This is a genomic window from Curtobacterium salicis (genome assembly GCF_011759505.1).
GTDB lineage: Bacteria > Actinomycetota > Actinomycetes > Actinomycetales > Microbacteriaceae > Curtobacterium > Curtobacterium salicis.
The window spans coordinates 348,513-370,355 of the sequence record NZ_JAAOYO010000001.1 but is presented as its reverse complement, the minus strand read 5'-3'; the positions used below and the strand labels follow the sequence as shown (position 1 = coordinate 370,355).

The window sequence follows — 21,843 nt, the reverse complement described above, 5'->3', positions numbered from 1 at the left end:
CTCCCGTCCGTCGTGTGTCCTGCTCCGCGATCCGATGCGGACCCGGGTCAGGCGAGCTCGATGAGCTCCGCGTAGTCCTTGTTCCAGTGGTCCTCGGTGCCGTCCGGCAGCAGCAGCACACGCTCGGGGTTCAGCGCCTCGACCGCGCCGGCGTCGTGCGACACCAGGACGACCGCACCCTCGAAGCCGGCCAGGGCGTTGAGGATCTCCTCGCGCGACGCCGGGTCCAGGTTGTTCGTCGGCTCGTCGAGCAGCAGGACGTTCGCACCCGAGACGACGATCATCGCGAGCGACAGGCGGGTCTTCTCGCCACCGGACAGGACTCCGGCCTTCTTGTAGCCGTCGTCACCGGTGAACAGGAACGACCCGAGCACCCGACGGGCCTCGGTCTCGTTGAGGTCGGTCGACGCCGACACCATGTTCTCGATCACCGTGCGGTTGATGTCGATGTTCTCGTGCTCCTGCGCGTAGTAGCCGATGCGCAGACCGTGGCCGGGCTGGATCTCACCCGTGTCCGGCTGGTCCGCACCCGCCAGGATGCGCAGCAGCGTCGTCTTGCCCGCACCGTTGAAGCCGAGGATGACCACGCGGGAACCACGGTCGATCGCCAGGTCGACACCCGCGAAGATCTCGAGCGACCCGTACGACTTCGACAGCCCCTCGGCCATCAGGGGGGTGCGGCCACACGGAGCCGGGGTCGGGAAGCGGATCTTCGCCACCCGGTCGGCGACGCGCTCGTCCTCGAGACCCGCGAGCAGCTTGTCGGCGCGCGCGACCATCTGGTGGGCCGCAGCCGCCTTGGACGCCTTCGCACCGAACCGAGCGGCCTGGTCCTTGAGGGTCGCCGCCTTCTTCTCGGCGCCCGCGCGCTCCTTGCGGCGACGCTCCTCGTCGGCGACACGCTGCCGCTGGTAGAGCTTCCAGCCCATGTTGTAGATGTCGATGGTCTGGCGGTTCGCGTCCAGGTAGAAGACGCGGTTGACGACCTCGTCCACCAGCTCCACGTCGTGGGAGATGACGATGACGCCACCGGCGTAGGTCTTCAGGTGCTCACGGAGCCACACGACCGAGTCGGCGTCGAGGTGGTTCGTCGGCTCGTCGAGGATCATCGTGTCCGCGTCGGAGAACAGGATGCGGGCGAGCTCGATGCGGCGACGCTGACCGCCGGAGAGGGTCTTGAGCTGCTGGTCGAGGATGCGGTCCGGCAGCTTGAGGTTCGACGCGATCGACGCCGCCTCGGCCTCGGCCGCGTAGCCACCCAGCGCGTTGAACTCGTCGTCCAGGCGGGAGTACCGCTTCATCGCCTTCTCGGCGACGGCCGGGTCCGTGCTGGCCATGTCGAGCGTGGCCTTGCGGATGCCGTCGACGAGCTCCCCCAGCCCGCGGGCATCCAGGATGCGCTTGCGCGCGGTGTCCTCGGGGTTGCCCGAGCGCGGGTCCTGCGGCAGGTAGCCGATCTCGCCCGATCGCTCGATCTTGCCGTCGGTCGGGGCGGCTTCCCCCGCCAGGGCCTTGGTCATGGTGGTCTTCCCCGCGCCGTTCCGGCCGACGAGGCCGATCTTGTCACCCCGCTCGACGCGGAAGGACACGTTCTCCATCAGGAGGCGAGCCCCGACGCGGATCTCGAGTTCGTGCACGGCAAGCACAGTGGACGTCCAATCAGTTGGTGGGTTCGCACAACGGTGTGTGCCGGAGGTGCACCGCTACGCTGACGGGACCGATGGTCCTGAGAAGGACCAGCAGTCCATTCTAGGAGAATCCATGACGAACGCCACCGGGTTCGCTCCCCGCGCAGTCCTCGCCGACCGTCTGCGCACCCACGGCCTGGCCACCGACGCCGCTCTGATCGCCGGTGGTGCGCTGTTCACGGCCGCGCTGGCCCAGGTCGAGGTCCCGATGTGGCCGGTCCCCGTGACCGGTCAGACGCTGGCCGTCGTGCTCGTCGGTGCGACGCTCGGTGCGCGACGCGGCGTTCTGTCGATGCTCGTCTACGCGATCGTCGGACTCGCCGGCGCGCCGTTCTTCGCCGACGCCCAGGGCGGCCTGCACGCCCTCACCCTGCCGAGCTTCGGGTACGTCATCGGCTTCATCCCGGCAGCCGGTCTGATCGGCTGGCTCGCGCGTCGCAACTGGGACCGCAAGGTCGGGCGCGCCGCGGTGGCGATGCTGCTCGCGAGTGCGATCCCCTTCGTGACCGGTCTGCCGTACCTCGCGGTCGCCCTCGGCGCGCTGGGCGCCCCGAACGACCTCCAGTCCGTCCTCGCGGCCGGCCTGTACCCGTTCATCGTGGGCGGCATCGCCAAGGCGCTCATCGCAGCAGGCGTGCTGCCCCTGGCCTGGAAGGCACTCGGCCGCCGCTGACTGTCTCCGCACCACAGGACGGACGGGAGGCCCGGTACCAGCTGGTACCGGGCCTCCCGTCCGTCTTGTGGTCGCGTGGCTAGATCGAGAAGCCGAGCGCGCGCATCATCTCGCGGCCGTCGTCGGTGATCCGCTCCGGACCCCACGGCGGCATCCAGACCCAGTTGATGCGGAAGGCGTCGACGATGCCGTCGAGCGCGTTCGCGGTGTCGTTCTCGATCACGTCGGTCAGCGGGCAGCCCGCACTCGTCAGCGTCATGCTGATGATGAGTGCGGTCGCCTCGTCGTCCCAGGCCAGGTCGTAGATGAGGCCGAGGTCGACGATGTTGACGCCGAGCTCCGGGTCCTGGACCTCTTTCAGGCCCTCGACGACCTCGTCGAACTTCTCCGGTGCCAGTGTGGTGATCATCGTCACTCCACCGGTGCGGCAGCAGCGGCCTGCACGTAGCGGTCGTAGCCCTCGTTCTCGAGGCGCTCCGCCAGCTCCGGGCCGCCCTGCTCGGCGATCTTGCCCGCGACGAACACGTGGACGAAGTCCGGCGTGATGTAGCGGAGGATGCGCGTGTAGTGCGTGATGAGGAGCACGCCCAGGCCGGTCGCGCCCTTGGCACGGTTGACGCCCTCGGACACGATCTTCAGCGCATCGACGTCGAGGCCGGAGTCGGTCTCGTCGAGGACGGCGAACTTCGGCTTGAGCAGCTCGAGCTGCATGATCTCGTGGCGCTTCTTCTCGCCACCGGAGAAGCCCTCGTTGACGTTGCGCTCGGCGAAGGCCGGGTCCATCTTGAGGTCCGCCATCGAGGTGCGGAGGTCCTTGATCCAGCCGCGGAGGGCCGGGGCCTCGCCGTCGATCGCCGTCTTGGCGGTGCGGAGGAAGTTCGACACCGTCACGCCGGGGATCTCGACCGGGTACTGCATGGCGAGGAACATGCCGGCGCGCGCACGCTCGTCGACGCTCATCGCCAGGACGTCCTGGCCGTCGAGGGTGATCGAGCCGCCGGTGACGTGGTAGCGCGGGTGCCCGGCGATCGTGTACGCCAGGGTCGACTTGCCGGACCCGTTCGGGCCCATGATCGCGTGGATCTCGCCCTCGTTGATCGTCAGGTCGACGCCCTTGAGGATCTCCTTGACGCCCTGGTCGGTGTCGATGGCGACCTGCAGGTCACGGATTTCGAGAGTGGACATTGCGTTCCTTCGGTTGCAGCTGTGGTGCGGCGTCAGCCGCGGGAAGAGTGAGGGGTCGCGCTCAGTCGACCGGGACCGGCTCGTGCACGTCGACGTAGACGTCGCCGTCACGGACCTCGACCCGGAAGACCGGCACCGGCTCGTACGCCGGGAAGTTCTTCGGCTTGCCCGTGGTCAGCGAGAACTGCGACCCGTGCGCCCAGCACTCGAGCGAGTCGCCCTCGACGAAACCCTCGGACAGTGAGATGTCGCCGTGCGTGCAGGTGTCGCCGATGGCGTGCACCGTGCCGGCCGAGTCCTTCACGATCGCGATCGCGGTGCCGTCGACGACCGCGCGCATCGGGCTGTCCACCGCGATGTCGCTCTCGGCGCAGACCTTCTCGGCCATCAGGCGTCGACCCCGGCGGCAGCCGCCTCGGTGGCGGGCGCGGCGAGGACCGTCCGGCCCTCCAGGAGCTCCTGCTCGACGGCGGCGATGAGACGCTCCTCGAGCTCGGGCGCGCCGATCTTCTGGATGACCTCGACCAGGAAGCCCAGGACGACGAGACGACGTGCCTCTTCCTCCGGGATACCGCGGGCCTGCAGGTAGAAGAGCTGCTCGTCGTCGAAACGACCGGTGGCGCTGGCGTGGCCGGCCCCGGTGATGTCGCCGGTCTCGATCTCGAGGTTCGGGATGCTGTCGGCGCGGGTGCCGTCGGTCAGGACCAGGTTGCGGTTCTGCTCGTACGAGTCCGTGCCGGGGGCGGAGCGTCCGATCAGGACGTCGCCGATCCAGACCGTGTGCGCGCCCTGACCCTGCAACGCGCCCTTGTAGTTCACGCGGCTGCGGGTGTTCGGGGCGTCGTGGTCGACGTAGACCTGCTGCTCGATGTACTGACCGGCGTCCGCGAAGTACACGCCGTACATCTCGACGTCGCCGCCCTGCGCACCGAGGTGCGTGGACGGGTTGACACGGATGACGTCGCCACCGAGCGAGACCACGACGTGCTTGAGGAAGGCGTCGCGGCCGACCTCGGCGAAGTGCGTCGAGACGTGCACCGCGTCGTCGTCCCAGTCCTGGACCGTGACGACGGTGAGCCGTGCGCCGTCGCGGACGACGACCTCGACGTTCTCGCTGAGGAGTGCCGTCCCGCGGTTGTCGATGACGACGATCCCCTGCGCGTGCGGCTCGGCCGTGATGACCGTGTGCGCCGCGCGCGGCTGCGTACCGAAGTCGGAGCGGGTCACGGTGATGGACTCGTACTCGTCCGTGCCCGACACGGTGATCGCCAGGACGGCGTCACGCGCGCTCCAGGCAGCGGCAGCCGCCCGGTCCTCCGGCAGTCCGGCGCCACCGACGCGGGGGTCGTCGCTGCGACCCCACTCGACGTCGGCGCCCGCGGACTGGGTCGCGAGGAAGGGGTAAGCCGAGCCGTCCAGCGGGCCGTCGAGCAGCGGCTGGATCTTGGCGAGCGGCGCGAACTTCCAGTTGACCTCTCGGCCGGTGACGGTGGGGAAGGCGTCGACGTCACCCGAGCGGAACCGCTCGGAACGCGTCTGCACCGGCACCTTGGTGTCCCAGCCGCCGTCGGAGTGCGCCCGGGCGCCGTGCTGGTCCGTACCGCCCGACGAGAGCGTGCTCGCGGGCTCCGTCGGCTGGTCGATGTGGGGAGGAGGGGTGGTGCTGGACATCTAGCCGACGGATCCTTCCATGCTCATCTCGATGAGCTTGTTGAGTTCGAGTGCGTACTCCATCGGGAGTTCGCGGGCGATGGGTTCGATGAATCCGCGCACGATCATCGCCATGGCCTCGTCCTCGGCCATGCCGCGGGACATGAGGTAGAACAGCTGCTCCTCGCTGACGCGGGAGACCGTGGCCTCGTGACCGAGCTGCACGTCGTCGACACGGATGTCGATCGCCGGGTACGTGTCGCTCCGCGAGACGGTGTCGACGAGCAGCGCGTCGCAGCGGACCGTGTTGGCCGAGTGGTGCGCGGCCGGGTCGACACGGACCTCGCCGCGGTAGCCGGCACGACCGCCACCGCGGGCGATCGACTTGGAGACGATCGACGACGTCGTGTACGGCGCCATGTGGATCATCTTCGCGCCGGCGTCCTGGTGCTGACCGGGGCCGGCGAAGGCGACGGACAGGGTCTCGCCCTTCGCGTGCTCACCGGCGAGGTAGATGGACGGGTACTTCATCGTGACCTTGGACCCGATGTTGCCGTCGATCCACTCCATGGTGGCGCCCTCGTGGGCGATCGCACGCTTGGTGACGAGGTTGTAGACGTTGTTCGACCAGTTCTGGATCGTCGTGTAGCGAACGCGGGCGTTCTTCTTCACGATGATCTCGACGACGGCCGAGTGCAGCGAGTCCGACTTGTAGATCGGGGCGGTGCAGCCCTCGATGTAGTGGATGTACGAGTCCTCGTCCGCGATGATCAGCGTCCGCTCGAACTGGCCCATGTTCTCCGTGTTGATGCGGAAGTAGGCCTGCAGCGGGATCTCGACGTGGACGCCCTTCGGGACGTAGACGAACGAGCCGCCGGACCACACGGCCGTGTTCAGCGCGGCGAACTTGTTGTCGCCGGCGGGGATCACGGTGCCGAAGTACTCCTGGAACAGCTCCGGGTGCTCGCGCAGCGCCGTGTCGGTGTCCATGAAGATGACGCCCTGCTGCTCCAGGTCCTCGCGGATCTGGTGGTAGACGACCTCGGACTCGTACTGCGCGGCGACGCCGGCGACGAGGCGCTGACGCTCGGCCTCCGGGATGCCCAGGCGTTCGTAGGTCGTGCGGATGTCCTCGGGGAGGTCCTCCCACGACTCGGCCTGCTTCTCCGTCGACTTCACGAAGTACTTGATGTTGTCGAAGTCGATGTCCGACAGGTCGGCACCCCACGAGGGCATCGGCTTGCGGTCGAAGAGCTTCAGTGCCTTCAGCCGGTTCGCACGCATCCACTCGGGTTCACCCTTGCGGCCGGAGATGTCGGTGACGACCTCTTCCGACAGGCCACGGCGCGCAGAGGCGCCGGCCGCGTCGGAGTCGGCCCAGCCGAATTCGTACTGGCCGAGCCCTTCGAGTTCTGGACGGTCGATGAGCACGTCGGACATGGTCTCCTCGTTTCCTTCTCGCAACAGCGTCTCCGGTACAACCCGGTGGTGTCGGACACCATTCCACCGCAGGCCGCCGACACGGCGGTCCAAGGTGTTGCTGCCTCGCAACGTCGATGCTTCCACGCAGTCGCGGGACCGATCGGCGATCACGGCTCATTCGGAGCCGGCGCCTGCCTAGACTTGACTGCTGCTGAACCCTCGAATCCTACAGGTCCAGGGCCCGGAACAACAGGAAGGCACCACCCTCGTGACTCGCGTCGGCCCCACCGTCGAGCAGGACGTCCGGACTCCGACCACCTGGTGGTCACTCCCCCGCACCGTCGACCCGCGCGTCGTGGTCCTCGCCTGGGCCTCGTTCGTCGTCGAGGTCGTGCTCATCGGCACCGGTGGACTGGTCCGCCTGACGGCTTCCGGCCTCGGGTGCCCCACCTGGCCGAAGTGCACCACCGACTCGCTCGTGTCGACGCCCGAGATGGGCATCCACGGGATCATCGAGTTCGGCAATCGTCTGCTGACCTTCGTGCTGGTCGTCGTCGCGATCGCGATGTTCCTGGCGGTCGTCCGGATGCGCAAGACCCGACCGGAGCTCTTCTGGCTGGCGTTCGCGCAGGGCGCGGCGATCCCGGTCCAGGCCGTCATCGGCGGCGTGTCGGTCATCTCCGGCCTCAACCCGTTCGTCGTCGGCCTGCACTTCGTCGTCTCCGCCGTGCTCACGAGCATCACCGCGGCACTGGTCTACCGCTCGGTGAACGGCCCGCGCGTCCGCGACCGCATCGTGCCGCGCTGGTACTTCGGCGTCGTCCGGGGCACCGTCGTCGCCGTCGCCGTGACCGTCCTGGTCGGCATCCTCACCACCGGCAGTGGTCCGCACGCGGGCGCCAGCGAACGCGTCGACGGCGGCGCGGTGCACCGCACGGGCTTCGACACGCAGCTCATGGAGCACCTGCACGCGATCCCCGCCTACGCCACGTTCGCTCTCACGCTGGCGCTCGTGATCGGCGCCGTCCGGCTCGGCATCTCGAGCAAGAGCGCGGTCCTGCTGCTCGTCGTCGAGTTCGTCCAGATCGCGGTCGGTCTCACCCAGGCGCGCACCGGTCTGCCGGTCGGCCTGGTCGGCACGCACATGGTGCTCGCCGGCCTGCTCGTCGCGGCGATGACCGCGGTGGTCCTCTCGACGCGCTCGAGTGCCGGTCGGGACGCCGTCCGCGCCTGATCCGGCCCGGTCTCGTCCGAGCTGGCCGGCCCGGTCGTCCGCGGGGCCCGGCCCGGCCACGTCGGGACCGCTACGGTCCGCGAGCAGCGATCCGCGCCTCCCGGACAGCACCGCACCGTCCGGTCCAGGAGGCCGACCGGTGCACACGTGCCTGCCGCAGCGACGTGTCGCGTCCGCACACGAGACCGCACGAGACCGCACGGACCGGCCCGACGCCCGAGCCGCAACAGCCCACGGACTACAACGGGCCCGACCTCCGAGGAGGCCGGGCCCGTCGTCACACCGGGTGCGTCAGATCGTGAAGGTGAACACCTGCGGCAGCAGCGGGTCGATGCCGACCGCGATGAAGAGCAGCGTCAGGTAGGTGATCGAGCTGCGGAAGACGCGCATCGGGTGCACCTGCTCCATGTGCTGGATCGCCCGGCTGTACAGCAGGTGCGACTCGACGACGAACCAGATGCCCGCGGCCAGCGCGACGACCGTGTACAGCGGCCCCATGTTCGCGACCGGGATGAGCAGCAGCGAGCAGACGAGCGTCGCCCACGCGTAGAGCACGACCTGCAGCCCGACGACGGTCCGACCGCGGACGACGGCGAGCATCGGGACGTCGGCGGCGTCGTAGTCGTCGCGGTACTTCATCGACAGCGGCCAGTAGTGCGGCGGCGTCCACAGGAAGATCACCATGAAGAGGATGACCGGAGCCCAGGTCAGCGAGCCGGTGACGGCCGCCCACCCGATGAGCACCGGCATGCACCCCGCCGATCCGCCCCAGACGATGTTCTGCGGGGTGCGGCGCTTGAGCCAGAGCGTGTAGACGAACACGTAGATGAGGATCGCGGCGACGCTGAGTGCGGCGGCGAGCCAGTTCACGAACACGACCAGCACCACGGTCGACACGATGCCGAGCAACCACGAGAACACGAGGGCCTCGCGGTCGGACAGCTCGCCCGTGACGAGCGGTCGCGTGCTGGTGCGCTTCATCAGGCGGTCGATGTCGCGGTCGATGTAGCAGTTGAACGCGGACGCCGACCCGGCCGACATCGCGCCACCGAGCATCGTCCAGAAGACGAGCCACAGGTCGGGCACGCCGCGCTCGGCGAGGAACATCGTCGGCGCGGTGGTGACGAGCAGCAGCTCCATCACCCGCGGCTTGGTGAGCGAGACGTACGCCCGGACCTTGCGGGACAGCATCGACCGACGAACGGTGTCTGGCCTGGTCACGGTGGCAGTCGGCAAGGGAACCTCAGTCTGTTTCGCTGCAGCTCGCACGCTCGGGTGGACGTCACCGTCGGCGTCTGGGCGTGCGTGTCCGCGGAATGATCGCGGACCGCCGTCAGTTTACGCGATCGACGGCGCCACGACGATGTCCCGCCGTTCCCCAGCGGGTCCGGGACACGCCCGGATGACGATCGGCCACCGACCGGTCATCGAGCCCCGCCGGTCACCTGGGCACCTTCTGAGTGCCGGTTCACTATGCTGGAGAGGCCCTCCCGCAGCGTGCCCCGAAGACGTCGGCCGCGATCGAGCCGGTCGGCCGCCGGCAACGGCGCCGCGACGGAGCCCCGGGTGGGCACCATGTCCGTGCGATGGCACGAGCCCTCGCACATGTCGCATCAATGAAGGGTCAACATCCAAGTGGCTGAATTCACCTGGGACGCCATCGACCGGAAGGCCGTCGACACGGCCCGCGTCCTCGCCGCCGACTCTGTCGAGGCGGCCGGCAACGGTCACCCCGGCACCGCGATGAGCCTCGCGCCGCTGGCTCACCTCCTCTTCCAGAAGGTGATGCGTCGCGACCCGAGCGACTCCACGTGGATCGGTCGCGACCGCTTCATCCTGTCGGCGGGTCACGCATCGATCCTGCAGTACGTGCAGTTCTACCTGCACGGCTACGGCCTCGAGCTCGACGACCTCCAGCACCTCCGCAAGTGGGGCTCGAAGACGCCGGGTCACCCGGAGTACGGCCACACCGACGGTGTCGAGATCACCACCGGCCCGCTCGGCCAGGGCCTCGCCTCCGCCGTCGGCTTCGCCTACGCGCAGCGCTTCGAGCGCGGCCTGTTCGACCCGGAGACCCCGGCCGGTCAGTCGCCGTTCGACCACTACACCTACGTGATCGCCGGCGACGGTGACATGCAGGAAGGCGTCACCAACGAGGCCGGTTCGCTCGCGGGTCGCCAGCAGCTCGGCAACCTCATCGCGTTCTACGACTCGAACCAGATCTCGATCGAGGACGACACCGACATCGCGTTCTCCGAGGACGTCCACGCCCGCTACGAGGCGCTCGGTTGGCACGTCCAGGTCGTCGACTGGAAGAAGACCGGCGAGTACCACGAGGACGCCGAAGCACTCTTCGCCGCTGTCGAGGCCGCCAAGCAGGTCCACGACAAGCCGTCGCTCATCGTCATCAAGACGATCATCGGCTGGCCGTCCCCGACCAAGCAGAACTCCGGCAAGATCCACGGCTCCGCCCTCGGCGCCGACGAGCTCAAGGGCCTGAAGGAGGTCCTCGGCTTCGACACCGAGAAGACCTTCGACGTCGACCCCGAGGTCCTCGACTACACCCGCGGCGCGATCGCCAAGGGCCAGGCCGAGCACGCCGAGTGGCAGAAGACCTTCGACGCGTGGGCCGCGGCCAACGCCGACAAGAAGGCGCTGTTCGACCGCGTCCAGGCCAAGCAGCTGCCCGAGGGCCTCGAAGCCGCCCTCCCGGTGTTCAGCACCGAGAAGGCCGTCTCGACCCGTGCCGCCTCCGGCAAGGTCATCAACGCCATCGCGCCGCTGATGCCCGAGTTCTGGGGTGGTTCCGCCGACCTCGCCGAGTCGAACCTCACCACGATCGAGGACGGCAAGTCCTTCGGTCCGGCCGAGGCCTCGACGAAGACCTGGACGACCGACCCGTTCGGCCGCGTGCTGCACTTCGGCATCCGCGAGCACGCGATGGGCTCGATCCTCAACGGCATCGTCCTGCACGGGAACACCCGCCCCTTCGGCGGCACCTTCCTCATCTTCAGCGACTACATGCGCCCGGCGGTCCGTCTCGCCGCGCTCATGAAGGCGCCGGCGATCTACGTCTGGACCCACGACTCCATCGCCCTCGGCGAGGACGGCCCGACGCACCAGCCGATCGAGCAGATCACCGCCCTCCGTGCGATCCCCGGTCTCGACGTCGTCCGCCCCGCGGACGCCAACGAGGTCGCGTACGCCTGGCTCGAGATGCTCAAGCACCAGGACCGCCCGGCCGGCATCGCGCTGAGCCGCCAGAACCTGCCCGTCTTCGAGCGTGGCGACGGCGACGCCTCCGGCGAGGTCTTCGCCTCGGCGAAGAACGTCGGCAAGGGCGCGTACGTCCTCGCCGAGGCGCCGAACGGCACCCCGGACGTCATCCTCATCGGCACCGGTTCCGAGGTCCAGATCGCGGTCGACGCACGCGAGCAGCTCAAGGCCGAGGGCATCAACGCCCGGGTCGTGTCCGCTCCGTCGCTCGAGTGGTTCCACGAGCAGGACGAGGCGTACCGCGAGTCGGTCCTGCCGAAGGCAGTCAAGGCCCGCGTCTCGGTCGAGGCCGGGATCGCGATGAGCTGGCGCGACATCGTCGGTGACGCCGGCCGCAGCGTGTCGATCGAGCACTTCGGTGCCTCGGCCGACTACCAGAAGCTGTTCGAGGAGTTCGGCTTCACCACCGAGCACGTCATCTCGGCGGCCAAGGAATCGATCGCAGCAGCAGCAGCATCCTGACCCGAACGGGCCGGGTCCGGAACGTCGGACCCGGCCCGTCCGCACGGGAGGCCCGTGGCGGTCCCGCCACGCGCCTCCCGTCCCGGGGGTCCGACCCCCGCACACAGACCACGGCTCCCCGGAGCCGACGAACGAAACGAAGCAGAGAAGAAGCGAATGACTGACACCACTCCCACCGAAGCCCTCTCCGCCGTCGGCGTGAGCATCTGGCTCGACGACCTGTCCCGCGAGCTCCTCGAGACCGGCCGCCTGCAGGAGCTCATCGACACCCGCAACGTCGTGGGCGTGACCACGAACCCGACCATCTTCGCGTCCGCGCTCGCCAAGGGTGAGCGCTACGACTCCCAGGTCAAGGAGCTCGCCGCCGCCGGCACCGGGGTGACCGAGGCGATCTTCGAGATCACCACGCAGGACGTCGCGAACGCCTCTGACGTCTTCAAGCCGATCTACGACGCGACCAAGGGCTTCGACGGCCGCGTGTCGATCGAGGTCGAGCCGGGTCTCGCGCACGACACCGCGAAGACCATCGAGCAGGCCAAGTTCCTGTTCGACAAGGTCGGCAAGGAGAACGTCCTCATCAAGATCCCCGCGACCGTCGACGGTCTCGAGGCGATCACCGAGGTCATCGGCGCCGGCATCTCGGTCAACGTCACCCTGATCTTCTCGCTCGAGCGTTACCGCGCCGTCATCGACGCCTACCTCGGTGGTCTCGAGAAGGCCAAGGCCGCCGGACACGACCTGTCGAAGATCCACTCCGTCGCGTCGTTCTTCGTCTCGCGTGTCGACTCCGAGATCGACAAGCGCCTCGACGCCGTGGGCTCCGACGACGCCACCGCCCTGAAGTCCAAGGCCGGCATCGCCAACGCGCAGCTCGCCTACCAGGTCTGGACCGAGGCGTTCGCCACCGAGCGCGCCCTGGGCCTGCTCGAGTCCGGTGCGAACACGCAGCGTCCGCTCTGGGCCTCGACCGGTGTCAAGGACCCGTCGCTCCCCGACACCCTCTACGTGACCGAGCTCGCCGCCCCGAACACCGTCAACACCATGCCGGGCAAGACCCTCGAGGCCACGTTCGACCACGGTGAGATCCACGGCGACGCCATCGCCGGCACGTTCGACGACGCGAACAAGGTCATGGACCAGCTCGCCGCCGTCGGCATCGACTACGACGACGTCGTCGACCTCCTCGAGAAGGAGGCCGTCGATAAGTTCAACGTCTCGTGGGGCGAGCTCGTCGACACCGTCAAGACGGCCCTCGAGAACGCCAAGTAAGAGTGACCGTCTCCATCGCCGCCAGCGGTGACGCGGCGCGGGCCATCGACACGGTGGTCCCGCGCCTCGTCACCGACCTGGTGGCGTCCGGGATCACGGCCCAGGACGCCGCGCTCTGGGGCCCCGCGGCCGAAGCCGAGGCAGCGAACCGTCTCGGCTGGGTCGAGGCCGTCTCGGTCTCGCGCCCGCTCGTCCTCGAGGTCGTGGCGCTCCGCGACCAGCTGCACGAGCAGGGCGTCGACCGCGTGGTCCTCGCAGGCATGGGCGGCTCGTCGCTCGCGCCGGAGGTCATCACGCGGACCGCTGGCGTGCCCCTGGTCGTCCTCGACTCCACCGATCCCGCGCAGGTCCGTGCGGCGCTGAGCGACCTCGATCGCACCGTGCTCGTCGTGTCGTCGAAGTCGGGCTCCACCGTCGAGACCGACTCGCAGCGCCGGGTGTTCGAGCAGGCGTTCCAGGACGCCGGCATCGACCCCGCCGGACGCATCGTCGTCGTGACGGATCCGGGCTCGGCGCTCGAGTCCGCCGCCCACCAGGCGGGGTACCGCGTCTTCACCGCCGACCCGACCGTCGGCGGCCGCTACTCGGCCCTGACCGCCTTCGGGCTGGTCCCGGCCGGACTCGCGGGCGCGGACATCGCCGAGCTGCTCGACGAGGCCGACGCCATCAGCGTGCTGCTGGCCGTCGACACGGACGAGAACCCGGGCCTCGTGCTCGGCGCGGTCCTCGGCGGTACCGCTCCCCTGCGCGACAAGATCGGCATCGTCGCGGACGGGACGCACATCCTCGGCTTCGGCGACTGGGTCGAACAGCTCATCGCCGAGTCGACGGGCAAGGACGGCCGCGGTCTCCTGCCGGTCGTCCTCGACGTCGACGCACCCGAACTCAGCGCCGACCTGCCCGACCTGCAGGTCGTCCGACTCGTCGGTTCCCGCGACGACGAGCGCCACGTCGCCGACGGCGAACTCGAGATCACCGGCACGCTCGGTGGTCAGTTCCTCGTCTGGGAGTACGCGGTCGCGGTCGCGGGGCGGCTGCTCGGCATCAACCCCTTCGACCAGCCCGACGTGGAGGCCGCCAAGGTCGCCGCTCGCGCGCTGCTCGACGGCCCCGCGACGGACGAGGTCGCATCCGGTCCCGTGTTCGAGGAGCACGGCATCGCCGTGTCCGCGACGGGTGGACTGGATGTCGGCACGACCCTCACCCAGGCCGTGTCGGGCCTCCTGGCCGGTGTCGACGCCGACGGGTACGTGGCCGTCCAGGCCTACGTCGACCGCTCCGCGTCGACGGAGCTCGAAGCGCTCCGCGGCCTGCTGGCCGAACGGACCGGGCGACCCGTCACCTTCGGGTACGGACCCCGGTTCCTGCACTCCACGGGCCAGTACCACAAGGGCGGCCCCGCGAACGGGGTGTTCCTGCAGATCGTCTCCGACGAGCAGGAGGACCTCGCCGTCCCCGGCCGCCCGTTCACGTTCGGTCGGCTCATCCGAGCCCAGGCCGCCGGCGACGCGAGTGTCCTCGCGCAGCACGGCCGCCCGGTGTTGACCCTGTCGACGCGGGACGTCCCCGCAGCGGCAGCCGTCATCGCGGCCGCACTCACCACCTGATTCAAAGGAGTTCACCGACATGTCACCGGTGGCGATCACCCCGGAGCACAACCCGCTCCGGCTGCCCACGGACCGTCGACTGAACCGGATCGCGGGTCCCAGCACCCTCATCATCTTCGGGGTGACGGGAGACCTCTCCCGCAAGAAGCTGATGCCCGCGGTCTACGACCTCGCGAACCGGGGGCTCCTGCCCCCGGGGTTCGCGCTGGTCGGGTTCGCTCGACGTGACTGGGAGGACCAGGACTTCTCCCAGCTCGTCCACGATGCCGTCAAGGAGCACTCGCGGACTCCGTTCGACGAGGACGTCTGGCGTCAGCTCGAACAGGGCATCCGCTTCGTCCAGGGTTCGTTCGACGACCCCGAGGCGTTCCGGCTGCTCAAGGAGACGGTCGACACGCTGGACGACGAGCGTGGGACGCTCGGCAACCACGCGTTCTACCTGTCCATCCCGCCGAAGATGTTCCCCGTCGTCACGGAGCAGCTCAAGGTCTCCGGTCTGACCGAGAAGCGCGACGGCTCCTGGAGCCGCGTGGTGGTCGAGAAGCCGTTCGGCTCCGACCTCCGCACCGCGCGCGAGCTGAACGCCATCGTCGAGAGCGTCTTCGCTCCGGACGACGTGTTCCGCATCGACCACTACCTCGGCAAGGAGACCGTCCAGAACCTCCTGACGCTGCGGTTCGCGAACCAGATGTACGAACCCATCTGGAACTCGAACTACGTCGACCACGTGCAGATCACGATGGCCGAGGACATCGGCGTCGCCGGACGTGCCGCGTACTACGACGGCATCGGTGCGGCGCGCGACGTCATCCAGAACCACCTGCTGCAGCTCCTCGCCCTCACCGCGATGGAGGAGCCCGTGTCGTTCAAGGCCGGACACCTCCGCGCCGAGAAGGAGAAGGTGCTCTCCGCGGTCCGCCTGCCCGAGGACCTCTCGACGGCGACCAGCCGCGGGCAGTACGCCGGCGGTTGGCAGGGCGGCGAGAAGGTGCTCGGGTTCCTCGAGGAAGCGGGCATGAACCCCGAGTCCACGACCGAGACCTTCGCGGCGATCCGACTCGACATCGCGACCCGACGGTGGCAGGGCGTGCCCTTCTACCTGCGGGCCGGCAAGCGACTCGGCCGTCGGGTGACCGAGATCGCCATCGTGTTCAAGCGCGTGCCGGAGGACGTGTTCGGCATCGAGCAGTCCCCGCTCGGCCAGAACGCACTCGTCATCCGCGTCCAGCCGGACGAGGGCGTCACGCTCCGCTTCGGCTCGAAGGTCCCCGGCGTCGGGACGCAGGTCCGCGACGTCACGATGGACTTCGGCTACGGCCACGCGTTCACCGAGGCCTCCCCCGAGGCCTACGAACGGCTCATCCTCGACGTGCTCCTCGGTGACCCGCCGCTGTTCCCGCGGCACCAGGAGGTCGAGCTGTCCTGGAAGATCCTCGACCCGATCGAGGAGTTCTGGCGGACACAGGGCCAGCCCGAACAGTACCGTCCCGGCACCTGGGGCCCGGCTTCGGCCGACGAGCTCCTGGCCCGCGACGGCCGGACCTGGAGGCGTCCATGAAGATCGATCTGCCGAACACCACGGTCTCGAAGATCCAGAAGACCCTGGTGCACATCCGCGAAGAGGGCGGCGCCGTCGCCCTGGGCCGCGTCCTCACCCTGATCGTCTCGACCGCACTCGGTCGCGAGGAAGAGGCGATCGAGGCCGCGAACCAGGCGTCCCGTGAGCACCCGATGCGCGTCATCATCGTGTCGAAGAACGAAGGGGACGTCGCATCCCCGGGACGCCTCGACGCACAGATCCGGGTCGGCAGCGACGCGGGCGCCAGCGAGGTCATCGTCCTCCGGGCGTACGGCGAGACCGCGGCGGACGAGGAGAGCCTGGTCACCGGGCTCCTCCTGCCTGACGCGCCCGTCGTCGCATGGTGGCCGGAAGCCGCACCGGAGAAGCCCTCGGCGTCCCCGCTCGGCCGGATCGCGCAGCGCCGCATCACCGACGCTGCCGCGCAGAAGGACCCGAACGCCGCGATCATGGCGTTGGCCGACTCGTACGCACCGGGCGACACCGACTTCGCGTGGACCCGTCTGACCCTCTGGCGGAACCAGCTCGCCGCGGCGCTCGACCAGCCACCGTTCGAGCCGATCACCGCGGTGGAGGTCTCCGGCGCGTTCGACAGCCCCTCGACCGTGCTGCTCGCGGCCTGGCTCGGGCTGCAGCTCAAGGTCCCCGTCGAGGTCACGACCTCACCCCGGGCGACCGGCTCGAGCGGGATCCACGGCGTGACGCTGGTCCGCGACTCCGGGATCATCGAACTCGAACGGTCCCTGGTCGACGTGGCCACACTCTCGATGCCCGGCCAGCCGACGCACGACCTGTCCCTGCCGCGCCGCAACCTGCGCGACTGCCTGGCCGAGGAACTCCGTAGACTCGACCCGGACGTGCTCTTCGGAGACGTCGTCAAGCACGGGGTCGCCAAGCTCCGCGAACGCATCGCGGGCTGAACCACCCCCACGGTCCGGCAGCGACCGCACCACGAACACAGGAGTCACGTGACCAACGAACGGCGGGTGCTCGTGCACCCCGACAAGCAGGCCCTCGGCGCCTCCGTCGCCGCACGCTTCATCACGAAGATCATCGACGTCCTCGACGAGCAGGGACGGGCCGACATCGCGATCAGCGGTGGGTCCGTCTCCACGCTCGTCCTGGCTGCGATCGGTCAGTCGCAGGCGAAGCAGAGCGTCGACTGGTCGAAGGTGCACGTGTGGTGGGTCGACGAGCGCTGGGTGCCGGAGGGCGACGCGGACCGCAACGTCACCGGCACGCAGACCGACTTCCTGGACCACGTGAGCATCCCGGCGGAGAACATCCACCCGATGGCCCCGTCGGACGCCGGCATCAGCATCGACGAGGCAGCGGAACAGTACGAGCGTGAGCTCCTCGCCGCCGCCCCGGACTCCGCTGACGCGCCCCGGTTCGACATCACGCTGCTCGGCGTCGGACCGGACGGCCACACCGCGTCGCTGTTCCCCGAGTTCCCGCAGCTGCGCATCACCGACCGCAAGGTCGTCCCGGTCGACGACTCCCCCAAGCCGCCGGCGCAGCGCCTGACGCTCACCTACCCGGTGATCAACGCGTCGCAGCGTGTCTGGGTGATCCTGTCCGGTGCCGAGAAGGCGTCGGTCCTCGGGCTGGCCCTCGCCGGTGCCTCCGTGGACGAGGTCCCCGTCGGCGGCGTGCAGGGCCGGAAGCGCACGGTGTTCTTCGTCGACCAGGACGCCGCTCGCGACGTCCCGGAGAACCTCATCGCATCGACCTACTGATGCACGAGGCGCGAGACGCGCCGACAAACGGACGGGAGGCCCGGTACCAGCTGGTACCGGGCCTCCCGTCCGTCGTCCGGTCACCCGTCGCCTGTCTGCCCGTCGCTGCCCCGCGTCGCCGGTCGACCGGGAACGGAGCAGGCCCCCACACCATCTGGTGTGGAGGCCTGCGCCGCGAGCTCAGTCGGTTGCCGTGGCTACTTGGCTGCGGTCCCACGGCGCTGACGCAGCTGCTGGAGCGCGTCCTCGAGCAGCTGTGCTGCCTCTTCCTCGGTGCGGCGTTCCTTCACGTACGCGAGGTGCGTCTTGTAGGGCTCGGTCTTCGCGACCTGCGGCGGGTTCTCCTTGTCGCGACCGGCCGGCAGACCCGTGGACGGCGAGTCGACCGTCTCCGGGATCTCTTCGTCGGGCAGGTTCGCCGCGAAGTACCGGACGACCTCGTTGCCCATCGCGTCCCAGTAGGAGATGGCCACACGCTCGGCCTGGACCCCGCGGTCCTGTTCGCCCATCGGGCCGGCGCCGACGCGCGAACCCCGGATTGCGCTTCCTCCGGATGCCATGTCAGCTCCCTGCCGTGAACTTGTTGATGAGACCGAGCACGATGATGCTGGAGATCCAGAGGAGCCCGAGGATCACCGTGATGCGGTTCAGGTTGCGCTCGGCGACACCGGATGCCCCGAGGTTGCTCGTCACACCACCGCCGAACATGTCGGAGAGGCCGCCACCGCGGCCCTTGTGCAGGAGGATGAGGAGCGTGAGCAGGAGGCTCGTGATCGCGAGCAGGACCTGCAGCACGACGGAGAGTATCGCCACGACGTACCTTTCGTGTCAGTCAGCCATCTGAGTATACCGGTCACGCGGAGCGCGCTCGGGACCCGGACGGGTTGGGCGGTGCTGGAGGGGCACAGCACGAGGCGCGACGGGCAGTGCCCGTCGCGCCTCGGCGGTGGTGGTCTAGAGACCGACGTGCTGCTGGAACCGCGCGATCGCGGCGAACTCCTGCACGTCGAGCGAGGCGCCACCGACGAGTGCGCCGTCGACGTCGGGTTCGCGGAGGAAGCCGGCGATGTTGCCCGACTTCACCGAACCGCCGTAGAGCACGCGCGTGTCGGCTGCGGCCTGGTCACCCCAGGCTGCGGCGATCCCGCGACGGAGCGCGGCACATTCGTCCTGCGCCTGCTCAGCCGTTGCGGCCTGGCCGGAGCCGATCGCCCAGACCGGCTCGTACGCGACGACGATCTCGGACGGCTGCACCGCTCCGAGGACGACCTGCAGCTGCTCGACCGGCACGACACCGGCGCCGCGCTGCTCGCGCTGCTCCCCGGTCTCACCCACACAGACGACCGGCACCAGGCCGTGCTTCACGGCGGCGGCGGTCTTCGCAGCGACGATCTCGTCGGTCTCGCCGTGCATGGTGCGACGTTCGGAGTGTCCGACGATGACGTACTTCGCGTCGAGTGCGGCGAGGAAGGCTCCCGAGACGTCACCGGTGTAGGCACCGGAGTCGAACTGCGACAGGTCCTGCGCACCGAACGCCAGCGGCAGCTTGTCCGCCGAGATCAGCGTCTGCACGCTGCGCAGATCGGTGAACGGCGGGAAGACCGCGACCTCGACGTCGGCGTGGTCGTGCCGGGCGTCCTTCAGGGTCCAGGCGAGCTTCTGGACGGTGGCGATGGCCTGGAGGTGGTCCAGATTCATCTTCCAGTTCCCGGCGATGAGCGGCGTGCGGGTCATGCGGACCATCCGAGCGCTTCGAGGCCGGGGAGCGACTTGCCCTCGAGGAACTCGAGGCTCGCTCCGCCACCGGTGGAGATGTGGCCGAACTGGTCGTCGGTGAAGCCGAGCGACCGGACTGCGGCAGCGGAGTCGCCACCGCCGACCACGCCGAGGCCGTCGACCTCGGTCAGCGCCTGGGCGACCGTCTTCGTGCCGGCGGCGAAGGCCGGGAACTCGAACACGCCCATCGGGCCGTTCCAGAACACCGTCTTCGACGCCGAGACCGCGCGGGCGAACCGCTCGGCCGTCCCCGGACCGATGTCGAGGCCGATGCCGTCGGCGCCGAAGGAGGACGACTCGATGGCGTCCGCGGCGACGGTCTCGTGCTCGGCGTCGGCGGCGAACCCGGAGGCCACCACGACGTCGGTCGGCAGGTCGATGGTCACGCCGAGCTCCGTCGCACGGGACAGGTACTCGCGGACGACGTCGAGCTGGTCCTGCTCGAGCAGCGACTTCGCCACCCCGTGGCCCTGGGCCGCGAGGAAGGTGAAGAGCATGCCGCCGCCGATGCAGATCGTGTCGACCCGCGGCAGGAGGTGGTCGATCACGCCGAGCTTGTCGCTGACCTTCGACCCGCCGAGGACGACCGTGTACGGCCGCTCCGGGTCCTTGGTCAGGCGCTCGAGCACGGTCAGTTCCTGCTCGATGAGCTGACCGGCCGCGCTGGGGAGCGCCGCAGCCAGCTCGTACACGGAGGCCTGCTTGCGGTGCACGACGCCGAACCCGTCGGAGACGAAGGCGTCCCCGAGCGCGGCGATGCGCTCCGCGAAGGCAGTGCGGTCGGCAGCGTCCTTCGAGGTCTCCTCCGGGTTGAAGCGGAGGTTCTCGAGCAGCAGGACGTCGCCGTCCTCGAGGGCCTCGGCAGCCGCGGTCGCCCCGTCGCCGACGGTCTCGTCGACGAAGGCGACCGGCTTGCCGAGCAGCTCGGACAGCCGCTGGGCGACGGGCGCGAGCGAGTACTCGGGCTTCCGTTCGCCGTCGGGTCGACCGAGGTGGGACACCACGATCACCCGCGCGCCGGCGGTGATCAGGGTGTTCAGGGTGGTGAGCGACGCCCGCACGCGGCCGTCGTCCGTGATCGTGCCGTCCTTGAGCGGGACGTTCAGGTCACAGCGGACGACGACACGCTTGCCGGCGAGGTCGCCGAGGTCCTCGAGGGTGCGGAGAGCCATCAGGTCAGAGCTTCTCGCCCACGAACTCGGTCAGGTCGACCAGGCGGTTCGAGTAGCCCCACTCGTTGTCGTACCACGAGGTGATCTTGACGAGGTTGCCCATGACCTTGGTCAGGCCGGAGTCGTAGATCGAGGAGTGCGGGTCCGTCGTGATGTCGGTCGACACCAGCGGGTCCTCGCTGTAGAGCAGGATGCCCTTCATCGGGCCCTCGGCTGCGGCCTTGTAGGCGGCGTTGATCTCGTCGACGGTGACGTCCGACTTCGTCTCGAGGGTGAGGTCGGTGATCGAACCGGTCGGGACCGGGACGCGCAACGCGAAGCCGTCGAGCTTGCCGGCGAGCTCCGGCATGACCAGGCCGATGGCCTTGGCGGCACCGGTCGAGGTCGGGACGATGTTCAGCGCGGCGGCACGGGCACGACGCGGGTCCTTGTGCGGGCCGTCCTGCAGGTTCTGGTCCGCGGTGTAGGCGTGCACGGTCGTCATGAGGCCACGCTCGATGCCGAACGCGTCGTGGAACACCTTGGCGAGCGGCGCGAGGCTGTTCGTGGTGCACGAGGCGTTCGAGATGATGTGGTGGTTCGCGGCGTCGTAGGTGTCCTCGTTCACGCCGAGCACGATGGTGACGTCGTCACCGGTGGCCGGGGCGGAGATGATGACCTTCTTGGCGCCGGCGTCGATGTGCTTCTGCGCATCGGCGGCCTTGGTGAAGAAGCCGGTCGACTCGATGACGATGTCGACGCCCAGCTCGCCCCAGGGCAGGTTGGCGGGGTCGCGCTCCGCGAGGACCTTGATGGGCTTGCCGTCGACGACGATGTTGTCGCTGTCGAGCTCGACCGAGACGCCGAGGCGACCCGTGATCGAGTCGAACTTGAGCAGGTTCGCGAGTGCGGCGTTGTCGGTGAGGTCGTTCACCGCCACGATCTCGAGGTCGCTGCCCTTGGCCAGAGCGGCGCGGAAGAAGTTACGGCCGATCCGGCCGAAGCCGTTGATGCCGATCTTGACGGTCAATGGATCTCCTGTTGGGTGTGGAGCGCCTCGGGAGACGCTGCTTTTTCGGAGTGTGGAGGCGTCGTCATGGACGACGGCCGACCCACGCACGTGGACGATACG

At 69.1% G+C, this 21,843-nt stretch carries 20 protein-coding genes; 8 read left to right on the top strand and 12 right to left on the bottom strand.

All coding sequences use genetic code 11. From position 1 onward, the window contains the following. Positions 1-47 precede the first annotated feature (47 nt). The gene (locus tag E9228_RS01710; protein ID WP_166778877.1) at positions 48-1,646 is read right to left on the bottom strand and encodes an ATP-binding cassette domain-containing protein; all 1,599 of its coding nucleotides are present in this window, start codon (positions 1,644-1,646) and stop codon (positions 48-50) included. A gap of 115 nt (positions 1,647-1,761) precedes the next feature. On the opposite strand from E9228_RS01710, the gene E9228_RS01705 reads away from it, so the two are divergent. Next, a complete protein-coding gene (locus tag E9228_RS01705) occupies positions 1,762-2,361 on the top strand; it encodes a biotin transporter BioY (protein WP_166778876.1) in 600 nt (199 codons plus the stop codon). A 79-nt stretch (positions 2,362-2,440) separates the two neighbouring features. Here E9228_RS01705 and E9228_RS01700 read toward each other — a convergent pair whose 3' ends face one another. From E9228_RS01700 to sufB, 5 genes are all read right to left on the bottom strand, one after another. Next, on the bottom strand, positions 2,441-2,770 hold the full coding sequence (locus E9228_RS01700; protein WP_111073528.1) for a metal-sulfur cluster assembly factor: 330 nt from the start codon (positions 2,768-2,770) through the stop codon (positions 2,441-2,443). A 2-nt stretch (positions 2,771-2,772) separates the two neighbouring features. Beyond that, the gene (gene sufC, locus E9228_RS01695; protein ID WP_166778875.1) at positions 2,773-3,546 is read right to left on the bottom strand and encodes a Fe-S cluster assembly ATPase SufC; all 774 of its coding nucleotides are present in this window, start codon (positions 3,544-3,546) and stop codon (positions 2,773-2,775) included. 61 nt (positions 3,547-3,607) lie between these two features. Beyond that, positions 3,608-3,934: a non-heme iron oxygenase ferredoxin subunit gene (locus E9228_RS01690; RefSeq protein WP_372377828.1), complete on the bottom strand. Its 327-nt coding sequence runs from the start codon at positions 3,932-3,934 to the stop codon at positions 3,608-3,610. After that, the gene (gene sufD, locus E9228_RS01685) at positions 3,934-5,217 is read right to left on the bottom strand and encodes a Fe-S cluster assembly protein SufD (RefSeq protein WP_166778874.1); all 1,284 of its coding nucleotides are present in this window, start codon (positions 5,215-5,217) and stop codon (positions 3,934-3,936) included. The genes E9228_RS01690 and sufD overlap by 1 nt, the downstream gene beginning before the upstream one ends. Then, positions 5,218-6,636 carry a Fe-S cluster assembly protein SufB gene (gene sufB / locus E9228_RS01680; protein WP_166778873.1) on the bottom strand — a complete coding sequence of 473 codons (1,419 nt, stop codon included), beginning with the start codon at positions 6,634-6,636 and terminating at the stop codon, positions 5,218-5,220. It abuts the gene before it with no gap. A gap of 250 nt (positions 6,637-6,886) precedes the next feature. Between sufB and E9228_RS01675 the strand changes: the two genes are divergently transcribed. Then, positions 6,887-7,852, top strand: a complete 966-nt coding sequence (locus tag E9228_RS01675; protein WP_166778872.1) for a COX15/CtaA family protein — start codon at positions 6,887-6,889, stop codon at positions 7,850-7,852. Between the two features lie 291 nt (positions 7,853-8,143). Here E9228_RS01675 and E9228_RS01670 read toward each other — a convergent pair whose 3' ends face one another. Next, positions 8,144-9,073 carry a heme o synthase gene (locus E9228_RS01670; RefSeq protein WP_341849729.1) on the bottom strand — a complete coding sequence of 310 codons (930 nt, stop codon included), beginning with the start codon at positions 9,071-9,073 and terminating at the stop codon, positions 8,144-8,146. Between the two features lie 414 nt (positions 9,074-9,487). On the opposite strand from E9228_RS01670, the gene tkt reads away from it, so the two are divergent. From tkt to pgl, 6 genes are all read left to right on the top strand, one after another. Further along, entirely contained in the window at positions 9,488-11,590 is a 2,103-nt protein-coding gene (gene tkt, locus E9228_RS01665; RefSeq protein WP_166778870.1) for a transketolase, read from the top strand. A 156-nt stretch (positions 11,591-11,746) separates the two neighbouring features. Continuing rightward, a complete protein-coding gene (gene tal, locus E9228_RS01660; RefSeq protein WP_166778869.1) occupies positions 11,747-12,859 on the top strand; it encodes a transaldolase in 1,113 nt (370 codons plus the stop codon). Between the two features lie 2 nt (positions 12,860-12,861). Further along, the gene (locus tag E9228_RS01655) at positions 12,862-14,466 is read left to right on the top strand and encodes a glucose-6-phosphate isomerase (protein WP_166778868.1); all 1,605 of its coding nucleotides are present in this window, start codon (positions 12,862-12,864) and stop codon (positions 14,464-14,466) included. Between the two features lie 19 nt (positions 14,467-14,485). Next, positions 14,486-16,024: a glucose-6-phosphate dehydrogenase gene (gene zwf, locus E9228_RS01650; protein WP_166778867.1), complete on the top strand. Its 1,539-nt coding sequence runs from the start codon at positions 14,486-14,488 to the stop codon at positions 16,022-16,024. Next, entirely contained in the window at positions 16,021-16,965 is a 945-nt protein-coding gene (locus tag E9228_RS01645) for a glucose-6-phosphate dehydrogenase assembly protein OpcA (RefSeq protein WP_166778866.1), read from the top strand. The genes zwf and E9228_RS01645 overlap by 4 nt, the downstream gene beginning before the upstream one ends. A gap of 48 nt (positions 16,966-17,013) precedes the next feature. Next, on the top strand, positions 17,014-17,784 hold the full coding sequence (gene pgl / locus E9228_RS01640; protein WP_166778865.1) for a 6-phosphogluconolactonase: 771 nt from the start codon (positions 17,014-17,016) through the stop codon (positions 17,782-17,784). Between the two features lie 197 nt (positions 17,785-17,981). Here pgl and E9228_RS01635 read toward each other — a convergent pair whose 3' ends face one another. The 5 genes from E9228_RS01635 to gap all read right to left on the bottom strand — a co-directional run bounded on the left by E9228_RS01635 (position 17,982) and on the right by gap (position 21,741). After that, entirely contained in the window at positions 17,982-18,344 is a 363-nt protein-coding gene (locus E9228_RS01635) for an RNA polymerase-binding protein RbpA (RefSeq protein WP_110825022.1), read from the bottom strand. 1 nt (position 18,345) lies between these two features. Further along, the gene (gene secG / locus E9228_RS01630; protein ID WP_110825023.1) at positions 18,346-18,597 is read right to left on the bottom strand and encodes a preprotein translocase subunit SecG; all 252 of its coding nucleotides are present in this window, start codon (positions 18,595-18,597) and stop codon (positions 18,346-18,348) included. 141 nt (positions 18,598-18,738) lie between these two features. After that, positions 18,739-19,527: a triose-phosphate isomerase gene (tpiA, locus tag E9228_RS01625; protein WP_166778864.1), complete on the bottom strand. Its 789-nt coding sequence runs from the start codon at positions 19,525-19,527 to the stop codon at positions 18,739-18,741. Further along, complete coding sequence (locus E9228_RS01620) at positions 19,515-20,732, bottom strand: phosphoglycerate kinase (protein WP_166778863.1); 1,218 nt, start codon at positions 20,730-20,732, stop codon at positions 19,515-19,517. The genes tpiA and E9228_RS01620 overlap by 13 nt, the downstream gene beginning before the upstream one ends. A gap of 4 nt (positions 20,733-20,736) precedes the next feature. Then, positions 20,737-21,741, bottom strand: a complete 1,005-nt coding sequence (gap, locus tag E9228_RS01615) for a type I glyceraldehyde-3-phosphate dehydrogenase (protein WP_166778862.1) — start codon at positions 21,739-21,741, stop codon at positions 20,737-20,739. Between the last annotated feature and the right edge of the window lie 102 nt (positions 21,742-21,843).